Consider the following 23,457-nt stretch of genomic DNA (forward strand, 5'->3'; position numbering starts at 1 on the left):
CATTCATACAGGGATGATCTCCATACAATCGCGGAAAGGTGGGCATCCAGCCGCTTTGTTCATACATTGTCACATAAGCATCCAGCATATCTTCTTCCTGCTGCGGATGCAGGATCATGCGCAAAGGATGCAACGCCTGATAAGTATCCCATGTGGCGTCATCCACATAAAAGGGCCGGCGCGCCTGGTTCACTTTCTTATTGTATCCGCTGTAGTAAACACTGTCTTCAGTAATATTGACCATCCGCTCATGGCAACGGTACAATGCGGTATAAAATGACCGGCGCTCCGCCTGTGTACCTCCTTCTACCTGTATCTGAGCGGCCACTGCATGCCAGCGGCACCGCCCTGCTGCAACGACGGCTTCCATATCACGGCCCGCCATTTCTTTTTGAAAATTTTGTTTCGCCTGTGCTGTGCTGACATAGGAAACAGCATACTGTAAAACAACAGCCCGTTCCTTCCGGTGTGGGAACCGCGCATAGAACAACGTATCTGACACGAGCCCTGCCGTTATGGCTGTATTAAATCTGCCATATACGTACACCGGAACATCACCATGAAAAAATGTCCTGGCAGTAAACGTGTTTCCGGAAAAAGTCAGAGGAACGGTGAACAATAATTTACGATCGGCGTTCTCCCGAAAAGAAAAACGATACACGCCTGTTTTGCAACCGGGCGCAAACTCCACACGGATGCAGTCTTCCACCAGCATGGTACTGTAATACCAGGGACGTATCACCTCCTGTGCCGGATCATAGGCCATGCGGCAGGGGAGAGCGGCCGGGAAGATGGCTTCATGACAAACAGCGCACCATCGTTGTGCGCCGCTATCTGTAGCGGGAAACCGGTTATCTGATCATCGGCGCCATCTCTCCTTAACGGATATACGCGGATCATTTCGTTGGGCAACTGGATAACCGGGCGGTAGGTTTCAATAACGTGGCTACGTTGCCGATAGCAGGATCCATATATTCTTCGGGCGACGGTCTGCAGCCACCAGGAAAAACAGGGCTACCAGCAACTGAAAAAACAAAAGCTTTTGCATAAGCGGCTGGTTATACAAACAGGGCCCACCGTGTAGGCGGGCCCGTTATGACGGTTAAAAGGGCGCTATTTGCCGTACTCCAGCACGGCCATCACCGGAAAATGGTCAGAGGGCTCTCTGGCGATATATTTCGAAAGCTTCACCTCTTTGGGAAAATTAGCAGCATCCGCCGCAACTTCTTCCCGTCGCTTGCTGCGATAGGTGTCCGTCAGTATGCCATACCGGCTCACCTTAAATTGTTTTGTCAGGAAGATATGATCGATACGGCTGTCAGTTTTGCTATCGCTCTTAAACGAATTGAATGTTCCGTTCAGCGCGTAACGTACCGCCGTCACCTCGTAGGCGTCCTTCATGACGCCGGAGTTGTGGATAACGCCATAAGACTCGCTATGCTGGTCCACATTAAAATCACCTGTCAATACCGCAGGGTTGTTACCTGCGATCTCCTTCACCTTCGCCAGCACCAGCTTCGCACTCTCGGCACGGGCCACCACGCCCACATGGTCCATATGCAGGTTAAAGAAATAAAACACAAAACCTGTTTTTTTGTCTTTAAACTGCCCCCAGGAACAAATCCTCGGCAGTATCGCATCCCAGCCTTTATTGGGCCTGTCGGTAACAGTAGACATCCAGAAGTCGCCATGGCCCAGCAACTGAAAACGGCCTTTTTTATAGAAGATCGCGGAATGTTCACCGGCACGTTTCCCATCATCACGACCGATGCCGATAAAATCGTAACCTGTCAGGCTGTCTTTGATATTCACCAACTGATGGTACAAACATTCCTGTGTGCCGAAAATATCAAAATCGTGAAACCGGATCAGAGAAGCGATCACCGGAAACCTTTGTCCCCAGCCGTCTCCGCGCAAAGAATCTTCTTTGTTATTATCGTTGCGCATGTTGTAAGTGGCCACATTTATCCGTTGAGCCGTTACCGTTTCCACCAGCCACAACAACTCCACAAAAGAGAAAACAACTTTCTTCATGAGAATTTTTTTTAATGATCAACTATTCCTCCCAACCAGGATTTTGTCCCAGCTTAGGATTCAACTGAAGGTCTGTATAAGGAACAGGATAAAGATACTTGTAATCTTTCCATTCCTTCTGTACATTATCCAGCCAGTGGATTTCGCCGGAATTGCCATTGCTCAGCTGTTGCGGGTTCGTTACGTTGTTAGCCACCTCCGACACGTTGATATAGGTAATCCCTTTCTGCTGATTGGCTGGTGGCGTTTTGTAGAAGTATACATCATTCACGCCATCGCCGTTAAGGTCCATGGGCACATCCAGCGCGGGCACGTACATACCGTTCCATGACCTGGCCAGCAGGTCGCCTTTTTTCCATCTTACGAGGTCATAGAAACGGAAACCTTCGAGCACCAGTTCAATCCCTCTTTCTCTTCTGATTTCCATCAGCGAGGGATCTGTAATGTCAGTGAAATAGTTGGCTTTCATATAGGCGTCTATGATAACCGGTTTGGCCGCTATGCCGCTGGTGATACCGGCGCGGGCACGCAAAGCACCCACGGTTTTGCTCCAGTCGTCGTCCGACAACAGGCCCAGCTCGGCCTGTGCCTCAGCATAATTGAGCAGAATTTCGGCATAGCGCATCAAGCTGATTGCATTGGTATTATTGGCGCCGTTATCAAAGAAAGTATCGTCCAGGCTCCATTTAATCGGCATATAACCGGTATACACATACGAAAATACCGGAGGCGCCGCAACGGTAGCACCGTTGCTGGTACGGGTGTACCCGCTCATACGGATTGTTTGCTGCAGACGTCTATCGCGCCCTTGTGTTTCTTTGAAAAACGGCAGCGTATCATAGCGGTTAATATTGGTAAAGGGCGTACCGTCGATGTTCAGGTAGGTATTGATAAACGTGCGCGTAAAACTCAGGCGCGCGCCGTAGGTAGAGCTGGTGTACCACCAGTTCGCATCATTGAACACGCCAAGGCTGGCGCTGGCGATATTGGCGAGCATTACTTCCGCCGCTACCGGCGCGTTGCTGATAAACAGCTGGCGGTAGGACCGGGTAGCGCCGCCACCCTGGTTCAACGAGAACGCCTTGCTGTCCATCACCGTCTTAGCAGCGGTGGCTGCAGCTTTCAGCCATTCGGGCGCAGTGGACATCAGGTTGTAGGATGTCTGGTACCTGCGGAAAGTACCTTCAAACAGGCATACCCTTGACTTAAACCCGAGGACCACATTTTTCGTGATCTGGCTACAGGTAGGATCGTTGGCCAGCGTAATGTTTGTAGCTGCAAAATCGAGGTCCGCCACTACAGAATCCATGATAAGCGTGCGTGGATCGCGGCCGACGTACAGGTTTCCGTCGTTTACCTCAAATGGTTTTCCAATCCAGGGCACGTTACCAAAACGTTTCACTTTATCGAAATAAAACCAGGCGCGGAAGAAGCGGGCCAGCCCAAGGTAGTTGTTCCTGACAGCCAGCGGTATTTTCGGGTTGTTGCAGTTAGCGATAAAATAGTTGATATTACGCAGGTTCTTCCAGTCCCAGCCGGTGGCTACCCTGGAGGTATAAGCCCCCTGTCGCAGGAAGTCGGGCACGGCGTTGACAGCGCTGTAATCCGCCATATTATCGGCCTTATAGATATCGTTGATACCTGGCAGTACGTCATAGAAAGAATTGGAATAAAGTTTCATGCCGTCTTCACTACCGAAGATCGCGTCTTTGGTGGCCGTGTCCACCGGTACCTGGTCCAGGTTTTTGGAACAACTTCCGGTGAGCACCCATGCCGTCAGCACCAGTCCCAGCCAGGTAAGCCTTTTGGAAAGTGCGTTTTTATGTGGTTGCATAGTTTATCCTTTTAATAGTAAGCGATGATGATCAAAGCGTAACACTGAGGCCCAGCGTAAAGCTTTTCAGGATGGGATAGTTGTTCCCGTTGCCGGAGTTACCGGAATCTGTAACAGTGTCAGAACGGCCGATGCTTTCCACGTCGAGGTCACGCGTGATGCGGTACATCGGCGACCAGGACCAGAGGTTTTCGGCAGAGAGGAATACCCTTGCAGCATTCAGTTTTGCTCTTGAAATCAGGGCCTTGGGCAGGTTGTAGCCGATCTGTATATTTTTCAGGCGGATATAGGCTACGTTTTGCAGGTATTTGGACTGTTGCACTTTGAGCTCGCCGGCGCCGTTCTGAGCAACATAACCGCGGTAGCGTGGGAAGTAAGCATCCTGGTTGTCTTCAGACCAGATGTTGCCGATCTGTGATTTAGGCATATAGTTGTAAGGCCTGTTGTATTGTCCCCAGAAAACATCTGATTCCGCTCCGGGCCACCAGTCCTTTTTTCCGACGCCCTGGAAAAAAACGCTGAAGAAGATATTGTTCCAGTCGGCGCTGAGGTTGATACCGTAAGTATAGTGAGGCAGCGAATCACCGATGATGGTAAGGTCGCCATGATTACCCAGGGTGTTGGCGCCGTTGTTGATGATACCATCGCCGTTGAGGTCTTTGAAGCGGATATCACCGGGCAGCCACTGGCCGGAGTTGGAAGCCTTAAAGAGCGCCTGCGCTTTGGCCGCGGCCTTGTAGTTTTCCTGTGTCCAGTAGCCATCATTGACATACCCCCAGATCTCACCCACTTTTTTACCGGTGTACCAGTCTGTCAGCTTATCATTGGTGTTATTATATTTGGTGATGACAGCGCTGTAGTTGGCCAAAGTGGCGTTAACGCTATAATGCAGTGGTTTGGAAGCCACGTTGAACTGATCGCGCCAGCCGAGTGCGATTTCCCATCCGTTGGTTTTCAGATCGGCATAGTTGCCTTTGGGCACATCTGTTCCGAAAACGGCTGGCAGTGTCTGGCCGACGGTGAACATGTTTTTGGTTACCCGCGTGTATACGTCGCCGGTAAAAGTAAGACGGTTGTTCAGCGCCGCCACGTCCAGGCCGAGGTTGCGGGTGGTAGACGTTTCCCAGGTGAGGCCATCGGGCAGCACTACCGGTTGGGTGGTCTGCTGTGGCCGCACGCCATTGATCACCCTGCCGGACTGTTTAATCTCCAGCTTCTCCTGGAAAGCGTAGGATTTGATATTACCATTACCGAGAGAACCGTAGGAGCCTCTGATTTTCAAATCAGAAATCGCTGTTTCCGGAAGATGCCAGAAAGCCTCTTTGGAGAGGCGCCAGCCGGCAGATACAGAGGGGAAGAAAGCGTAGCGCTGGCTGGAAGGAAACTTTGAGGAGCCGTCGTAGCGACCATTGACTTCCAGCAGGTAACGGTCTTTATAAGCGTAGTTCAAACGGAAAAACTCACCCATGATCGCCCAGCGTTCGTACCCGCCGGCAGTAGTGATATTGGTGCCGAGTGCGAGGTTCATGTCTTTGGCATCGCTGTAGACGAGGCCGTTGCGCGTGGTGGAGAATCCTTTGTAAGTAGACTGCTCATAGTTAAACCCGGCCATAGCCTTGAAATAATGCGCATCGCCAAAGCGGGTTTCATATTCCGTATAGATATTGGAAGCCAGATAAAGGGTGTTATAATTACTCATCATGAGATCATTATAACCGAGACCTACGTAAGCGACGGCCCCCGGTGCGTTGCTGTAGGGAACGGGGACGCGCAAACGTTTTTGATTATCGGCTGTGTTTTGTACGGTGAAGTCGCCTTTCAGCCGCAGCTTGTCCTTATATATATCCGCCGAGAAGCCGGTGGTGTTCCTGAATATTTGTTTATTCAGGTCAACTCCATTTTTACCGTAGAAGAAATCGCCTACCGTATAGGCGGCGGAGTAGGTAAGGGTACCGTCAGGATTGAAGAGCATGGAGGAGGGATGGCCTTCATCCGCCAGGTTGCGCCAGATACCGCCGCCTTCGCCTACGTTCAGCGGGTTGTGATAATCCCTGCTGGAGAACTCGGTGCTGTTGTACACGTTCAGGAAAGGAAACAGCTGGATAGCGCCTTTCGCCCGCAGGTTGTACATCTTATAGTCGTCAGAGTTAAAGCGGAACAAGCCCTCCTGGCCATAATACCGGCCAGTGATGTAATAACTCGCTTTCCCGCTGCTGCCGGAAACGGAGAGGTTATGTTCCGTAGCGCTGGTGTGGTCTTTATACAAGAGGCCGTACCAGTCGGTATTACCATAATATTCATAGTTCCCAGCGCCGTTGACGATCGTTTTCGGCAGGTCCGGATTTTCCGCACGTTCTTTCAGCGCAGCCAGGTAGGCCTGGGAGAAAAGCTGTGTTTTATTGATATTCTGAGGCACCTGCGAGTAGTCGTTCCAGGCAGTCCAGGCTTCATTGAAGTTTTTAGCGTATTCGTAGCCATCGCTGACCACGTCGGGCACGGTGGTGGGCTTTTTCAGCGAGTAGTTGGTGGAGTAGGTAATGCTCAGTTTGTCTTTTACCGGTGTTTTGGTGGTGAACAATACCACGCCGAAGGCGCCGCGTGCGCCGTAAATAGCCGCGGAGGCCGCGTCTTTCAGCACCGTGACACTGGTAACGTCAGCGGGATTGAGCATGCTGGGGTCGCCCTCCACGCCATCGATGAGCACGAGCGCATTGCCGCCCTGTCCGATGGAGGTGATACCGCGGACGTTATAGGCGGGGGCTTGTGTAGGCTTGCCGTCGCCGGGCACCAGGTTGAGGTTGGGCACTACGCCCTGTAATCCCTGGCTCAGGTTGGGCAGCGGACGGTTTTCCAGTGCTTTGGCAGACACCTGGGTTACGGCACCGGTGAGGTTTACTTTTTTCTGGGTGCCGTAACCTACCACCACCACATCATTGAGGGAAGACACATTCATTTTCAGCGACACCTGGATAAAGGTTTGATTACCGATCGATATGGTGTCGGGACGATAGCCGACGAAGCTGAAAACCAACCGGGCGCCGGCAGTAGTATTCAGCGAAAAATCGCCTTTGGGGTCGGTGCTTGTACCGGACGAGGTGCCGAGTACTTTCACCGTTACGCCCGGCAGCGGTTGCCCACCTTCATCCAGCACCCGCCCTTTCAGCGGAAGGGATTGTGCTGAGCTGCCGTAGGCATAGGACAACAGCAATAGCATGTATAACCATCTTTTCATGGTGACATTCTGTGGTTTAATGAACAGGAGTTGATTATCACCCTGCAAGTAAGATCCAGCGGGTTAACAGGCGGATTAATTGGGGATTAACAGCGGTGATTAAGTCAAAAAAAAAGCGATGATTAAATTATGAAATGCGTGTTTTATCTATTAAATTAACACTAGAGAAGTTTCTTAAAGCAAAGTTAACTTCCATATCAAAAAACTTTAGCGTTTAGACTTTAATTTGCCACGTTATTGAAAGCCGGTCTGTCATCCCGCATCTTAATTGAATTATCGAAAAAAAGACTTACAGGATTTGTAAGGAAGCTTATGTACAGATATATAGTCTTTTTGCTCCTATTCGTATCACTTGTGATGGTTTGCCAGGCGCAGGAGGGGTATGGATTAGTGTTTGCCAGTAAAAACATTGCACAGGAAGACCGTACCTCACTTGACCTCGCGCCGGAAAAACCTATCCAGGTGAAAGGCAGCTACAGCCTGTCTTTCGACCTGTCGTTCCAACCGTTTTTCCGGTCGTATTTTGGCTATGTGTTCAGGATCACCGATGAAAAACGCCAGAATATCGACCTGATATATAATGTCCGCGCAAAAGCATTTTATGTGGTTACCGGTAATGCATTTTCCGGTATCACTTTTTCTATTCCTCAGGACAGTTTATTTCACCAGTGGAACACTATCCGGCTGGATGCCGACAACGAAACGCATACATTGTCCGTTACCGTTAATGGCCGGCGGATAGGCGCTATCCGCAGTCCTGTTGTTTCCGGCAGCGCACTGCGCATCTGTTTCGGCGCCAATTACCGCAAAACGTTCCGTACGTTTGACCTACCGCCGATGCGGCTGAAAGATGTCCGGCTGTTTGCCGGCGGCGAGCTGCAACACCACTGGCCGCTGGACCAGACGCAGGGCACTACCGATAAAGATCTTGTAACAGGACAAACCGCGCAGATCAAAAACCCGGTTTGGATGCGACCTGCCTTTACCCGCTGGCAACTGGCCGATTCCTTTATTGTAAACGGCAACGCCGCTGTGAGCATGGATGCAGCTACAGGTACCATTTACATCAGCTGCAACGATAGTCTTTACCGTTATTATTGTTATACGCATCAAAAAGCGGCGCAGGCACAGGCGTTGCCGCAGCTATCACCGGCAGGGCTACACGCCGTTTTTAATCCGGTTGACCGGCAGTTGTATCAGTTGCTTCCTGACAGTCAGCAGGTAGCGGTATATGACACCGCACAGCATGCATGGAGCAGGACATTAAATCCTCAGCATGTAACCGGCTACTGGCATTCCAATCTTTTTTTCTCGCGCTTTGACAGCAGCATTTATATGATAGGTGGTTATGGTGATTTCAGGTACAAAAATGAAGTGCACTGTTATACGCCAGGCAGCAGCCATTGGGAGCTGGTAACCATGAGCGGCGATACTTTCACGCCACGGTACCTGGCGGCGCTGGGCCACAACCAGGCGGGCGATACAGCGTATATACTGGGAGGTTATGGCAGCACTACCGGCGACCAGTTGCTGAATCCGCACAACCTCTATGACCTGATATTATTTGATGTGAAACGCCGCACCTTCCGTACGGTATACCGGATGAAAGAGCCGGAAGAGCAGTATGCTTTTGCCGGCAATATGGTGCTGGATACCAGGCGGCAGGAATATTACGCGCTGACTTTCGCGAATGACCGGATGAACTCTTCCCTGCAGCTGATCAGGGGGTCGTTAAAAGAACCGGAGTATACCACCATGGCCACCGCCATCCGTTATGATTTTTATGACATTCGCTCCGCCGCCCGGCTTTTTTATACGCCCGAAAACGATGAGCTGACGGTAGTGACGCTGTTTTCCCTGAAAAACAACACTACGCAGGTACGTATCCATACCCTTCAGTTTTCGCCCTATGCCCTGGGGGCGCCGGCGCCCGCAGACAAGCCTACCCCGCAGTATGTTGTTCGTATTCTCATCGCGATCGGCCTGGTGGTCGCGTTGTTTTTGCTGGCGCTGGGCATAGCGGCGCTGAACCGCCGGAAACAGCCGCCTGTGGCGTCAGCACCGGTTAACCAGCCGAAGCCTGAAACCGTGAGCATTTCCCCGGTTGGCCCTATGGTGAGTGTAACCGTGGCTTATCCCGGTGTTCAGCTGTTTGGCCATTTTACCGTTACCGACCGGGAGGGAAATGATATTACCCGCGCATTCAGCCCCTTGCTCAAAGAGCTGTTTCTGTTATTGTATCTGCACTCCATACCGGGCAGAAATGGTATCTCGTCGGAGAAGATCCATGAAGTGCTGTGGCCGGGCAGGTCTGTAAAAGATGCGAAGAATAACCGGTCCGTTAACCTGGTCAAATTAAAAAGCATCCTTGATAAAACCGGCGCCTATACGCTGGTGAAGGATAATGAACGCTGGATGTTCCGGTTTGAAGGTCCGGCGGTACAAACAGACCTGGACCGTTACTACCAGTTGTTACGACGTGATCCCGGCAATACCGCTGCGCTGGTGGAACTGCTGAAGCAGGGGCCTTTCCTGCAGGAAACCGAATACCCGTGGCTGGATAAATTCAAGGCGGACATTGCCTCACATAATATTGAACTGTTGGGTCATTTTATGGAGGAAAACCCTGAAGCTGCGCCGGCCTTTATGCTGGACGTATGTGATTGTATGCTGTATGCCGACTCCCTTCACGAAGAAGCCGTACGGCACAAATGCAGGGCGCTGGTGGCATTACGGCAGCATTCAGCGGCCCGCCAGCTGTATGCATCCTTCCTGAAAGAATATAAAAATACTTATGGGTTGTCTTATGAGATGGAGTATGCAGAAGCCATTGCCCACTGCTAAAAATTTAAAAGTCGCCTCACAGAAGTGAAGCGACTTTATAAAATCTGGTAAAAAACTTCTCTGGCAATTGAAACTTGTGTTCCCTTGGTGTTTGATAAAAAACGCAAGTTTAAAATTTATGGCTTTACTGATTTTCATCACCAGAAAAGTTTCTTCCCATGGTCAAATCTAATAAGGAAGCTTTGAAGGATCACAGATAGATATCTGTCCGTCGTTTTAACAATACAAAGTAACGCTGATTATTCCGGCTGCGGTTTTCAATTCGGGAAAAGAAATGATCAAAGCGGGAAATTGCAAAAAAAAATGCTGATGGCTATGGGCCATCAGCATTTATACAATTTCTTTCTAATTGATAATCAACGAAGTAACAACTCACAAGGTTTTAATCCCGTATGTTTCTTAAAGGCGGTGGAGAAGTGGGAGATGCAGGAATAACCCATCAGCATAGCCACTTCAGACACAGACATGCCTTTTTCGTACAACAGGCCTTTGGCCTTCTCCATTCTTTCTTTCTGGAAATAATCATAGATGGTGGTACCGTACATGGCTTTAAAGCCTTTTTTAAGGTAACATTCATTCATGGCTACTTTGCGGGCCAGATCGCGGATGGTGATAGGGGAATCCAGTTGTTCCAGTAAGATACTTCTTGCTTTTTCAATTTTCTCCCGGTCTTCCAGGTGTGTCAGGAAGCGGCAGCCGTAACGTTCGTCGGGATCGTTCTGCATGAACTGGTCTGAACTGTACAACAGTAAGTCCAGGGCGCGGCTTTGCAGGAAGATGTTCTTCAGCATTCCTTCATAATTGTGATGCACCATGGTTTCCAGCACTGATTTGGATTTGGTGCAGGGCTGGATGGTTTTCACGAAAGGTTTGCGGGTCTGGTTCTCGAAAAGGGAGAACGTGGTGGTATTTTTCTGAAGCGACTGAATAAACGCTGGCTGGAACCTGACAGTGATAAGGTCTACAGAGGGGACCTTGTCCTTACAGGCTTCCTTGTTGCCCTCCGCACATAACTGGTCAGTGCAGGCGGGATTTTTACAGTATTTGCTGCCGGCCACGCAATAGCGCAGTTCTATTGCGGCGGACTGCCCTCTTTTAGCCGGCTGGTACACGACCATGGCTATGTCTTCCACCGGCAGCGGCTTATCGTAGATGAAGCGCTGCAATGTAAAGTCCAGGCAATCCGGGACGGACACGCTGTCCTGCTCCGCCAGCTGTAGCTGGTCGCTCATGGCGGGCTGCGGGATGGCTAATGCCAGTATTTCCTGAATTTCTTTCACTTTACCTGATGTTTTAAAACCGGGACAAATTTAACACTTCCAATTTTAATCCTATACATTTTGACAATACACTTACAAAGCAATCCTAACATATAGCATAATATTCATCCGTTAAACGCGGTGGGACAGCAATCAATTGGTATAAATTTCGTTTATTCATAACAGATGGAACACAGGAAAAGGAAATTACCCCGCATTATCAGGATTATTTTGACCGTATTATGCATACTGCTGGTACTGGTTTTAGGAACGGCCTGGTACATTAACCAACACTGGACCAATCTGTTACGCAAGGAACTTTCCGGCTATGTAATGGATTTATCCGACAGTCTGTATGTAGTACAATTTAAAGACCTGCATCTCAACGTGCTTTCCGGCAGTCTGACCGTGGAGAAAGCCACGATGACGCTGGATTCCGCCGTATACCGGCAGATGCTGGCCGCACGCCGGGCGCCGGAAAACACTTACCTCATCAGTGTGGAAAAACTCCAACTGAAGTATTTTAAACCGTGGCGGTATTTCATCAAAAAGGAGTTGAATGCGGGAGCGCTGATCGTGACCGGCCCCAGTATCGTGATGGACCAGAACAGCACGGTCAGGGACACCACGCAGCCCCGCACCGCCTATGAGAACATCTCTTCCAAGATGAAATCCATCTTTATCGGACGTTTTCAGCTGGACAACACCAACTTTAAATATGTGTTTACCCGGAAAGACTCTTCCCGCGTAATCCACCAGTTCCGCAACCTGCAGGTAGGGGTCAACGATTTCCTGATCGATTCTGTGGCACTGAAAGATCCTACCCGCTACCTGTACGCCCGCAATTATGAAATCGGTATGCGGGACTATATGAACCGTACGCGGGACAGCCTCTACTGGATGTATGTGCGCGGTATCCGTTACGATGCCGCCGAAAGGACGCTGAACATCGGGCAGTTTGAGATAAAGCCCCGTTATGGCAAGGCAGAGTTCCAGCAGCGGACAGGGGGTGTGCAGCAGGACCGTTATGAGCTGCAGTTTAACGATATCCAGGTGCGGGAGCTGGACCCCAGGATGTTGCTGCAGGAGCAGCAGGTGTGGGCGCGGCGCGTCAATATCAGCAATGGCAGGCTGCATATTTACCGGGACAGAACGCTGCCCATGCCGCCCGGCGATAAGCTGGGGCAGTTCCCCAACCAGGTGTTGCAAAAAGTAAATCTGCCCTTAAAAATAGATACCCTGACCGGCAATAATGTGGAATTACAGTATACCGAGCTGAGTCCTGTTTCCCGGCAGACAGGACAGGTCAGCTTCGGGCATGTTCACGGCAGGTTGACCAATATCACTAATATAGATTCCATGGTGGCCCGCAACAACCATTGTGTGGCCGATTTTGACGCTATTTTCCTGCAAAGCGGCAAGCTGAGGGCGCATTTTGACTTTATCCTCAACAGCCCTACCGGCCGTTTTGCCGTATCGGGGCAGCTGAAAAACATGAACGGCAAGGACCTGAACAGCGTTACCCGGCCGCTGGGCATGGTCGAAATACGGTCCTGCAACATCCGGGACCTGAACTTCAATATCCGCGGGGACGAGCGGAAGGCCGCCGGCAGCGTCACCCTGTTGTACGACAATTTGAAAATAGCCATCCTGAAGCAGGACAAAGAGCACAAAAACTACAGCCGTAAAGGGCTGATGAGTTTTGTGGCCAACGTGATGGTTATTAAAGACAGTAACCCCCTGCCAGGAGAGAAAGTACGGGTGTCTAACCCCACCCATGCCAGGGATATCCAGAAGTCATTTTTCAACCTGGTGTGGAAAACATTATTTGCCGGGGTGAAAGAGACCGCCGGTGCAGGAAAATTATAAGGTAAAAAAGCGGGATCCATCCCACCCAAAAACAGCTATTCTTTTATGGAAATCAGGCTTATTTTTCGTATTTTTGCATGATTGTCTACCGATTTTGTTTCTAAAAGATTTTACACCAACATATGAGCGAAGAATTAGTGCAAGCAACCAGCCCCAGCAGCAACTATGATGCGGGGAGTATTCAGGTATTGGAAGGACTGGAAGCGGTGCGCAAGCGTCCGGCCATGTATATTGGCGACATTGGCATCAAAGGGCTTCACCACCTGGTATATGAAGTCGTGGACAACTCCATCGACGAAGCCCTGGCTGGCTACTGCAAAAATATCGAAGTAACGATCTGCGAGGATAACTCTATCCGGGTAAAAGATGACGGCCGTGGTATCCCTACCGGCATCCATCCGAAAGAAGGACGCTCCGCCCTGGAGGTAGTAATGACGGTGCTCCATGCCGGCGGTAAATTTGACAAAAACACCTATAAAGTATCCGGTGGTCTGCACGGCGTGGGTGTCAGCTGCGTAAACGCACTGAGTACCCGGCTGCATGTGACTGTGCAAACCGAAGGCAAACTGTTTGAACAGGAATACCACCGCGGTATCCCCCAGTACGCAGTACGGGAAATCGGGGTCAGCGAGACCACCGGGACCACCGTACACTTCAAACCGGACAACGAAATATTCAACGAAACGACCTACAACCGGGAAATCCTGGCCGGCCGTTTAAGGGAGCTGGCTTACCTGAACCGTAAGATCCGCATCACCCTGTCCGACGAACGCGAAAAAGACGAAGCAGGCAATATCTTCTCCGAAACTTTTTACAGCGAAGGCGGTATCCGCGAATTTATCCAGATGCTGGATAAAAACGGTCGCCGTAACCCGCTGCTGCCTACGCCTATCTACGTGGAAACCCACGACGCCGCCTCCAACGTGGCAGTAGAAGTGGCACTGGTATACAACGACGCTTTCAGTGAGAATATCTTCTCCTACGTTAATAACATCAACACCATCGAAGGCGGTACGCACGTGGCCGGTTTCCGCCGCGCCATCACCCGTGTATTCAAAGCCTACGGTGATAAAAACAAACTGTTCGAGAAATCAAAGGTAGAAGTAACCGGCGATGACTTCCGCGAAGGCCTCAGCGCTATCATCAGCGTTAAAGTACCTGAGCCGCAGTTTGAAGGCCAGACCAAAACCAAACTCGGTAACTCCGACGTGATGGGGGTGGTAGACAGCTCCGTAGCTGCCGTACTGGACGCTTTCCTCGAGGAAAATCCCCGCGAGGCCAAAACCGTGATCAACAAGGTGGTGCTGGCAGCACAGGCCCGTGAGGCGGCCCGTAAAGCACGCCAGCTGGTACAACGCAAAAGCGTGATGACCGGCAGCGGCCTCCCCGGTAAACTGGCAGACTGCTCCGACAATGATCCTGTAAAATGTGAACTGTTCCTGGTCGAAGGTGACTCGGCGGGTGGTACGGCCAAACAAGGCCGTAACCGTAACTTCCAGGCCATCCTGCCGCTCCGTGGTAAAATCCTCAACGTGGAAAAAGCCATGGAACACAAGATCTACGAAGACAACGAGATCAAAAATATCTTCACCGCCCTGGGCGTAACCATCGGCACCGAAGAAGACGATAAAGCCCTGAACCTCTCCAAACTCCGCTATCACAAGCTGATCATCATGACGGATGCGGACGTGGACGGTAGCCACATCGCCACACTGATCCTCACCTTCGTGTTCCGTTACATGAAAGCCATGGTGGAACAGGGTTATGTATATATCGCACAACCACCGCTGTACCTCGTTAAAAAAGGCAAAGAACAAATCTACGCCTGGACAGAAGAACAGCGTAAGGCCGCTACCGTACAACTGGCCGCCGGCGGTAAAGAAGACAGCGTAAACATACAACGTTATAAAGGTCTTGGTGAGATGAACGCAGAACAGCTGTGGGATACTACCATGGACCCTGAAAAACGTACACTGAAGCAGGTAACTATCGAAAGCGCCGCTGAAGCTGACCGCGTATTCAGCATGCTCATGGGCGACGAAGTACCTCCGCGCAGAGCGTTTATCGAATCACATGCGAAGTACGCAAAGATCGACGCGTAACTAGGACGAACATGATTATCGCTGATTTTTCTGATGAACGAAGACCAAAGCGAGCCATCATATTAATATAGAAAAAGGACCGCCCATTGATGATATCAATGGGCGGTCCTTTTTCTATAATATCTATTCTATATTATTTATAATTAATCATCCTCTTCGTACAGCGCTCCGCTAGTCAGAAAAATCAGCGATAATTACGGCCATCACAGTTACGGCTCCCGGGAGATAATATAATTCGCCAGCAGCTGGTACAGGAACACCCCGATCAGCATAATGGCCACGAATATATTGGCGTAGTCGTTGGTGATGAAAGCGAAAATAATTCCTACAAGCCCGATAACAGCGAGCGACAAGGTATAGATACGGAAGATGTTCCGGCTCTTCTTAGACGCAGGTGTATACATACTTGAAACCGGCAACAGCAGTACGCCTGAACAGATAGCGACAGACAGCAGGCCGGGAATGGCGGTCAGCCAATAGGCGGCGGCAGCCAGCAGCGCTACCGCCAGCAAACAGCCTACCATGGTAGAGACCTTCATCTGCTGTGGCGTCAGGGCGTAACGGCCGTAAGGGTTCAACCGCAGAAACAGGTTGCTTACCGGCGCAATCAACCAGGTGGACAAAGCCACCAGTGCCAGCAGCACATACAGCGGGAAAAATACTTTACTGGCGATCTGTGTAAGAATAAAGATGCCCGCAATGATCAACCACTGCATTCCGGCTTTCTGCCTTCCCATAAAAAAGGCGTAATTCAGGAACTGGCGGTATAACCAGTAACGCGCTTTCATGGCCTGCACCATGCCGTTCTTGGCCCATTGCTGGTTAGGGTCCAGCTTCAGTGACTCGCGGAAATGTTCCAGCGCCTTGCGGTGATCGCCGGCTTCCAGCCATTTCCAGCCCAGGTTGGCATGGGTATAGGCATTTTCCGGATTATGTTCCAGCGCTTCGTGTAAATCGGAAAACGCCTCTTCTTTTTTGCCGAGGTTAAACAGTGCGTTGGACCGGAGGTTCAGGCATACCAGGTTCTCCGGGTCGATAGCCAGTCCTTCCTCCGCTTTTTGGAGGGCGCCGGGATAATCTTTTTTAAACAGCAGTATCTGGCTCCACATGCCAAAGTAATCCGCCTGGTAAGGGTGGATGGCCACAGCTTCGCCGATAGCCTGTAAGGCTTCGCTGTACTGATTTTTATTGAGCGCCAAACGTGCCTTCAGGTACAGGAAGCGGTCGTCGTCCGGTGCGAAGCCCAGCGCATTGTTAACCACCTGTTCCCCTTCTTCTGTTTTACCCATTTCGAGATAACAGATGGCCAGCAGGAAGAGCGCGTCTATGTCGTTGGCGCTGGTACTGAGATGTTGTTTCAGGGTGGTCAGTGCATCCTGGTAACGCCCTTGTTGCAGCAGCAACTGGGCACGCTGAATGAGTACAGCCATAATTTATTTCTTTATATCCAGGTATTTCAGCACATCGTCGTACAGGCCGGCCTCATTGGAATACAAGGCATAGTTACGGGCGGTGTTAAACCATTCCCGTGTGGTGGGCTTATGAGATTTGATGGCTTTCACCAGTTCTTTTTGCGATATCGGTTGTGGTGCCCCTTTCTGCAGTGCCTCCAGCAGCTTGTCTTCTATGGCGAGGTCCACGATGGCTTTCAGGTCGGCGCCGGAATAGCCGGCCGTGGCTTTGGCCAGGGCTTTGTAATCCACGTCGGAGACGGGTTTGTTGCGGAGTTGCAGTTGCAGGATCGATTCGCGGCCATCTGTGTCAGGAGGGGCCACGAAGATGATGCGGTCAAAACGGCCGGGGCGGCGGAAAGCCGGATCGAGGCTCCACGGCGCGTTAGTAGCGCCGATGATCAGCACATTCTCGTTATTGGCGGCGATACCGTCCATCTCCGCCAGGAACTGGTTGATCAGGTGGCTGGCGCCGCTGTTGCGCATAGAGGTCCGATTGGCGCCGAGTGCATCTACTTCATCGAAGAAGAGCACACAGGGTTTGCGTTGACGGGCCAGCTCAAAGAGCGCATGCAGGTTCTTTTCACTGTTACCGATCCACATATCCAGCACATCGTGGATGCCCACATTGATGAACTCCGCCTGTATTTGTCCGGCAGTAGCTTTGGCCAGATAGGTTTTACCACAGCCCGGCGGGCCATAGAGCAGGATGCCGCCGCCGGCTTTTTTGCCGTAGGCCTTATATAAATCAGGGAACTGCAGCGGCTTGATGATTTTCAGGTCTATCTCCTGCTTTTCCCTTTCCATGCCACCAACGTCGGAGAAATTCATATCTGGTTTTTCCAGCGTGAAGACTTTATCCGGATCTTCCGACAGTTCATCGTCTTCTTCTTCAAAAGTGGCGGACGGTTGTTGCTGCGGCAGGCGGAACTGGGCGTCGAGGGCTTCATCACGGAAGCCAGGATTGAGCTGCAACAGGTGTTGATAAATATCTCTGGCTGCCCGCAGGGAGTTTTCCTTTACCAGGATACGGCAATGCAGCAGGAGGGCATCAAAATGGTCCGGCTCATGATGTTCCAGTTGTTCCAGTACAACGATGGCGGCGGAATATTTTTGCTGATGATAAAAGGTACGGGCCAGTCCCAGCTGGGCGGCAGTGTGGTCCGGCGACAACTCCAATACTTTGCGGTACTGTTCTTCCGCCTGCACGTAATCATAATCCTGCATCAGCACCTGGGCCAGGTGCAGGCGCAAAGGCACATTTTCCGGTGAAAACTGCACTGCTTCCTGTAATTGTTTGACTACTTCCGATGACATAATGCGCTTTATTAATTGAATACTCGAACAGTAATAATACGGAATTACCCCACAAAAATATTGTTAATATTGACGTTGTCACTTTCTCTTTTCACTGCCTGTTTCGTATTTATTTATTAACATTTTATTTAATTTAAATTTTATTACATATATTGCAGTTGAATTTATCCCTATGCCCGTATATTAACCGGTACACCTATTCCAATGAGATTGGCTGGCGGCGGCACTATCTGCCGGCCAACACCGGGTTCCCTATGCAGCGGCACAATACTGGACAGCATTAAATAACAAAACATATGCGTTTGAAAATCTTCGTATGGGCCATTGTTGCTATCATAGCGGGAGCAGGACTTGCCGGTTGCACCAAAAAGAAAGAGGTAACTCCTGAGGGCACTTTTACTTTCCGTCTGGGAGGGGTAACCTATCATTCCAACTCCACACAGGGCTATATTTCCGATACTGTTGTCGCCGGCAGGAAAACGCTGGTAATAGACGGTGTCACCAATAATTTCACCAAACACATGGAACTCATGATCACTTTCCCCAATGGCCTGCAAGCCGGACAGTACGATCAGGGCGCCGGTGAAATGACGCTGATGGATATTCAGCAAAAAGAAGATGGTTACGTTACCAAAGCCATCTCCATCAAACTTGAAAGCATTAATAGTAAACAAGCGGAGGGAACCTTCTCCGGCACCTTAATTAGTGGTGAAATAGAAAAACCTTTAACGGACGGGACTTTTAAAGTCTATTTTTAAGTAATCACCGTTTTAAAAAAACGAGCAAAACCCTGTCTTTTAAGACGGGGTTTTTTGTTCTCGCGGAGTTTCTCGCAAAGCACGCAAAGGAGCAAAGAGCGCAAAGGCTATATAAGAATTATAAGAAAGCAAAGGAGCGCAGATCAAATGTAGATCTCCGCTCCTTTGCTTTCTCTGCTCGCTTATATAATCTTTGCGCTCTTTGCTCCTTTGCGTGCTTTGCGAGAACCCCTTTCGTATAGTCATACCAGTTGTCTTACTAAAATTATTGTTTAGGAACTGTTAAACAATTCCGGCGTTACAATTCCTTTACCGTTTGTTAACAGAGGTTTCATACACATCACCAAACATGATACTAAATTCACTTAATTGTTGGTCAACCAGGGTATTTTAAGATCATTTTAAGTAGTCCTTAACAATTTCGTAATAATGAGTTAACATTCTGGTTGCTTTGGAGTAGTTGTTTTGCACCTGTAAATACTTACAGGCTTTATGAAATCATTTGTCACGCTATTAGCGAGCATTCTGGTCGTTTTATGTTTTAACAACACACAAGCGCAGATTACCACCTCTATTATCTCAGGTAAAGTAGCTGATCCTTCCGGACAGGCTATCCCCGGTGTAACGGTTGTTGTGTTGAACACCGCCACCGGCACCAAAAGTGGTACACAAACCAACGGCGACGGCCGTTATATTGTACCGAACCTGAACCCGGGCGGCCCCTACACCGTTACCGTTTCCTTCATCGGTTACAAAAAAGAAGTAAAAGAAAATGTGAACCTGGCACTGGGTACTACCAACTTCAACTTTAAATTACAGGAAGAATCCACCGCGCTGAGCGAAATCGTGGTGACAGGCAATACCGGCAGCAAAAGCGGCGGCACCAAAATAGGACAGGAGCAGATCAAAAGCATGCCTACCCTGAGCCGCAGCCTGCAGGACCTCACCAAGGTTACACCGCAGAGCAACAACAACTCTTTCCTCGGCACCAACTATCGTTATAATAACGTAACAGTGGACGGCGCCATCAACAACGATGCGATCGGCTTCAGCCCTTCTCTCGGCGGGCAAAGCTCTACCAGCGGTCAGCCAGGCAGCAGCACCCGTACCAACCCCGTGTCTCTCGATGCGATCCAGGACGTACAGGTATTACTGGCCCCCTTCGACGTAAAAGTGGGTAACTTTCTCGGCGGTAGCGTAAACGCAGTAACCCGCAGCGGTACCAACGAAGTACACGGCTCCATCTACGGTTATGGCCGTAATGCTTCCATGATCGGCAAAAACAACGCCGGCGACGGTTCCAAACTGCCCAGCGACTTCCATGAATACCAGGCAGGCGCCCGTGTTGGTTTCCCTATCATCAAAAACAAACTGTTCTTCTTTACCAACGAAGAAATCACCCGCCGTGTAGACCCGGTGATCCTCGCCGCTGGTTCAGCTGACGGTGGTGGCATCCTCACTGAAAAAGACGCCGCAGACATCACCGCCATGATGAAAACCTATGGCGTGGACATCGGAACAGCCGGTAACACCAGCATCTATTCCAATTCCAATAAATTCTTCAACAGACTGGACTGGCATATCAACGATAAACACCACCTGTCTCTCCGTAATAACACCATCACTTCCGAAGCCACCAACCTGGAACGCGATCAACAGAACTTCCGTTTCAAAGGCATCGACTTCAAACAGGTGAACAACCAGTCTTCTACCGTTGCAGAACTGAAAAGCAACTTCAACAGCAGCATCTCCAACAGCCTGATCCTGGGTTACTCCAACGTTCACGACTACAGAACACCGCTGTCTGACCCTGCTGCTCCGCAGATCCAGATCAAAGGCCGTACCGCCGGTTCCACCATCTTCCTTGGTACCGACCGTGAAGCCAGCATCTTCAACATGAAACAAAAAACCTTTGAGGTAACTGATAACGTGACCATCTTCAAAGGCAATCACACCATCACAGTAGGCACGCACAACGAGTTTTACAACATCACCTATGGTTTCGTAAACTCCTGGAACGGCCGTATCGACTACAACAGCGTGGCAGATTTCCTCGCCAACAATCCCAGCCGCGTGCGTGGTAACTATAACTACGCCAACAACTCCCGCGATTACATCATGGCCAACCCGCCGGCACAGTTTAAAGTAAACCTGCTGAGCCTGTACGGCCAGGATGAAATCCAGCTGACGGACCGCTTCAAAATCACACCGGGCATCCGTTTAGACTATACCGGTATTCCGAACAAACAGCCGCTGAGCGACAAAACCACGAAGGCGCCTGTTGACCCGAACTACGGTACCACCTATACGTACACTAAACCTCAGGACATCAAAAACAGTTTCCTGAACAACATCCAGATTTCTCCGCGTTTAGGCTTCAACTATGATATCAAAGGCGATAACAGCCTCGTACTGCGTGGCGGTACCGGTCTCTTCACCGGCCGTATTCCTTTCGCATGGTTAGGCTACGCTTACTACAACAACGGTGTAACTTACGGTGCTTACGACCAGCGTTCTACCAAACCTTTTGTAAACGGTCCGATCTCCGCAGCACAGCCTTCTCCGAATGGCATCGCAGATTTCGCCGCTCAGAACGGAGCTAAAGTAAATGATGCTTCCGGCGCTACACAGGTGGACCTGATCGACAACAACTTCAAAATGCCGCAGGTATGGAGAAGCAGCCTCGCCCTCGAGTACAGCACCCGCGATCAGTGGAAATTCAGCGTTGAAGGTATCTATACCAAAGTGATTAAAGACCTGATGTTCCAACAGATCAACCTGGCCGACAATCCGACCTACTACGCTTACGATGTGAACAAACAACAGCCGATCTGGTCCGGTACCAAAATCAATCCGTTATATACGAATGCTTACCTGTTGTCCAACACTGATAAAGGTTACCGCTACAGCATCACTGCACAGGTGTCCAAATCCTTCCCCTTTGGCTTGAACGTAATGGCAGCTTACACTTACGGACAAGCTAAAGACATCACCAACGGTATCCGTAACTCCATGGAGTCCAACTGGCAGCTGAACCAGGCGCTGAACCCGAACAACCCGGCACTGGCTTACTCCAACTTCGACATCCGTAACCGCATCGTTGCCACCGTTAATTACAAACACGCATGGGATGCCAAAAACAAATGGGTTTCCAACTTCTCCGTGTTCTTTAACACTTCTTCCGGTTTACCGTATACCTATGGTTTCGTAAACGCCACCGTACAGGGCACTCCGCAGCAGGTGAGCCTCGCTTACATCCCGAAAGATGTAGCAGAAGCTACCAACTTCTTTGCTGACGCTAATGGTAAAACTGCCGCTCAACAAGCAGCAGAATTCATGAACTACATCAACAACGATAAGTACCTGAGTGGTCGTAAAGGCCAGTTCACCGAACGTAACGGTGGCCGTACACCATGGAACACACAGGCTGACTTCCGCTTTAGCCAGGATTTCAATTTCAAAGCCGGCAAATCCATGCACACGCTGACACTCACTTACGACATCGTGAACGTGACCAACCTGATCAACAAAGACTGGGGTATTCAGTACTTCTCACCGAACACCTTCAACTCTTCTGCCAGCGTAGGGGCCACACCGACCGGAAAAGTGGTGAACAACTACCCGATCCTCAAACTGGAAAATCCGGGATCACCTTATTCCAAAGACTTCTTCGGCTCCCGTCACCAAATGCAACTGGGCCTGAGATACAGCTTCTAGTCACGCAAAGGCGCAAAGCAGCAAAGAGCGCAAAGATGATATAAGCGAGTAGAGAAAGCAAAGGGGCGAAGATCAAATTTGATCTTCGCCCCTTTGCTTTCTTATTTAATCTTAAAAACTCTTTGCGCTCTTTGCTGCTTTGCGCCTTTGCGTGAACGCCGCGAGCGTTATTTGATGCTAAACACGGTCCTTACTTCAGCGCGAACCTTGATGGTTTTGAAATCAATTTCAGGAGCGCCACCGCCAACGGCATCAGCAGATTTGTACATAGCGTTGGCCATGATCTGCGGACGATAGTCAGCATAGTTATCGGTGTTGATTTCCTGTACTTCGATCACGTTGTCGATGCTGTTACCGATAGCAGCCAGCATATATTCTGCTTTTTCTTTGGCCGCTTTGATGGCTTTGATTTTCGCTTCTTTGCGGTACTGGTCCATTTTGCTGGAAGTATAGGAAGAGATGCGGGTACTTTCAATACCTTCCGCGTCTACTGCCCCCAGGATATCGTTGATTTTATCCAGTTTGGTCAGTTTCAGGCGGTACTGCTTGCGGGTCATGAATTCTACCGGATCTTTTTTCTTACGGAGGAAGTATTCATTGTTGAAACCGTTCACGTTTTCGATGGTCAGTACTTCTTTCGGCAAACCTGCATCCGCAATGGCTTTCACCAGTTGTTTTTCCAATGTGGTGATGTCCACTTTGGTTTTACCTTTTAAATACTCTTTCAGGGAGATATCCAGGTTGAGTTCATCCGGTGTGATTTCAATTTCGGCAGAGCCGTTGACTTCAATTTTCTTTACCTGTTTATTGTCAGCCTGTTGGGCGAAAGTGCTCAGTGCGAAGAATAATCCGGCGGCTAATAACATTACCTTTTTCATGTGTCTTTGTTTTTCTTATTTAAAAAAATTGTTTTCGATGTTGATTACACCCTCATGATGCTATGAGAAACCTTGTTTCCACAAAAACCAGTAAAAAAAATTACCCAGAACCATACATACATGAAAATGATATTCGTTTCTATTTAAAAATGAAACGATTAC

The 23,457-nt window shown here is 49.9% G+C and carries 13 protein-coding genes and 1 pseudogene; 5 read left to right on the plus strand and 9 right to left on the minus strand.

The window, feature by feature from the left end:
- Positions 1-19 precede the first annotated feature (19 nt).
- From B5D63_RS13530 to B5D63_RS13545, 5 genes and pseudogenes are all read right to left on the minus strand, one after another.
- Positions 20-766, minus strand: a pseudogene (locus tag B5D63_RS13530) (glycoside hydrolase domain-containing protein); the annotation flags it as partial.
- Entirely contained in the window at positions 739-900 is a 162-nt protein-coding gene (locus B5D63_RS35030; RefSeq protein ID WP_159456014.1) for a hypothetical protein, read from the minus strand. The gene B5D63_RS35030 and the pseudogene B5D63_RS13530, both read right to left, overlap by 28 nt.
- Before the next feature lie 213 nt (positions 901-1,113).
- The gene (locus tag B5D63_RS13535) at positions 1,114-2,034 is read right to left on the minus strand and encodes an endonuclease/exonuclease/phosphatase family protein (RefSeq protein WP_078669318.1); all 921 of its coding nucleotides are present in this window, start codon (positions 2,032-2,034) and stop codon (positions 1,114-1,116) included.
- Positions 2,035-2,056: 22 nt separating this feature from the next.
- Entirely contained in the window at positions 2,057-3,868 is a 1,812-nt protein-coding gene (locus B5D63_RS13540) for a RagB/SusD family nutrient uptake outer membrane protein (protein WP_078669319.1), read from the minus strand.
- Between the two features lie 31 nt (positions 3,869-3,899).
- The gene (locus tag B5D63_RS13545; protein ID WP_078670315.1) at positions 3,900-7,100 is read right to left on the minus strand and encodes a SusC/RagA family TonB-linked outer membrane protein; all 3,201 of its coding nucleotides are present in this window, start codon (positions 7,098-7,100) and stop codon (positions 3,900-3,902) included.
- 333 nt (positions 7,101-7,433) lie between these two features.
- Between B5D63_RS13545 and B5D63_RS13550 the strand changes: the two genes are divergently transcribed.
- Entirely contained in the window at positions 7,434-9,944 is a 2,511-nt protein-coding gene (locus B5D63_RS13550) for a hypothetical protein (protein WP_143312899.1), read from the plus strand.
- Between the two features lie 356 nt (positions 9,945-10,300).
- Here the strand turns inward: B5D63_RS13550 and B5D63_RS13555 are convergent, their stop codons facing one another.
- A complete protein-coding gene (locus B5D63_RS13555; RefSeq protein WP_078669321.1) occupies positions 10,301-11,224 on the minus strand; it encodes a helix-turn-helix domain-containing protein in 924 nt (307 codons plus the stop codon).
- A gap of 165 nt (positions 11,225-11,389) precedes the next feature.
- Here B5D63_RS13555 and B5D63_RS13560 point away from each other — a divergent pair, with 165 nt between their 5' ends.
- The gene (locus B5D63_RS13560; protein WP_078669322.1) at positions 11,390-13,072 is read left to right on the plus strand and encodes a hypothetical protein; all 1,683 of its coding nucleotides are present in this window, start codon (positions 11,390-11,392) and stop codon (positions 13,070-13,072) included.
- A gap of 122 nt (positions 13,073-13,194) precedes the next feature.
- Positions 13,195-15,174 (plus strand): DNA topoisomerase (ATP-hydrolyzing) subunit B, encoded by a 1,980-nt coding sequence (gene gyrB / locus B5D63_RS13565; RefSeq protein WP_078669323.1) that lies wholly within the window; start codon positions 13,195-13,197, stop codon positions 15,172-15,174.
- 209 nt (positions 15,175-15,383) lie between these two features.
- Here the strand turns inward: gyrB and B5D63_RS13570 are convergent, their stop codons facing one another.
- Together B5D63_RS13570 and B5D63_RS13575 are read right to left on the minus strand one after the other, a co-directional pair.
- On the minus strand, positions 15,384-16,604 hold the full coding sequence (locus B5D63_RS13570) for a tetratricopeptide repeat protein (RefSeq protein ID WP_078669324.1): 1,221 nt from the start codon (positions 16,602-16,604) through the stop codon (positions 15,384-15,386).
- A 3-nt stretch (positions 16,605-16,607) separates the two neighbouring features.
- Positions 16,608-17,942, minus strand: coding sequence for an ATP-binding protein (locus B5D63_RS13575; protein ID WP_078669325.1), 1,335 nt, complete (start codon positions 17,940-17,942; stop codon positions 16,608-16,610).
- Positions 17,943-18,238: 296 nt separating this feature from the next.
- Between B5D63_RS13575 and B5D63_RS13580 the strand changes: the two genes are divergently transcribed.
- Positions 18,239-18,700 carry a hypothetical protein gene (locus B5D63_RS13580; RefSeq protein ID WP_078669326.1) on the plus strand — a complete coding sequence of 154 codons (462 nt, stop codon included), beginning with the start codon at positions 18,239-18,241 and terminating at the stop codon, positions 18,698-18,700.
- A gap of 492 nt (positions 18,701-19,192) precedes the next feature.
- Positions 19,193-22,417, plus strand: a complete 3,225-nt coding sequence (locus B5D63_RS13585; protein WP_078669327.1) for a TonB-dependent receptor — start codon at positions 19,193-19,195, stop codon at positions 22,415-22,417.
- Between the two features lie 167 nt (positions 22,418-22,584).
- On the opposite strand, the gene B5D63_RS13590 is transcribed toward B5D63_RS13585, so the two are convergent.
- A complete protein-coding gene (locus B5D63_RS13590) occupies positions 22,585-23,295 on the minus strand; it encodes an SIMPL domain-containing protein (RefSeq protein ID WP_078669328.1) in 711 nt (236 codons plus the stop codon).
- Positions 23,296-23,457 lie beyond the last annotated feature (162 nt).

The sequence above is a fragment of the Chitinophaga eiseniae genome (assembly GCF_900167135.1).
Lineage (GTDB): Bacteria > Bacteroidota > Bacteroidia > Chitinophagales > Chitinophagaceae > Chitinophaga > Chitinophaga eiseniae.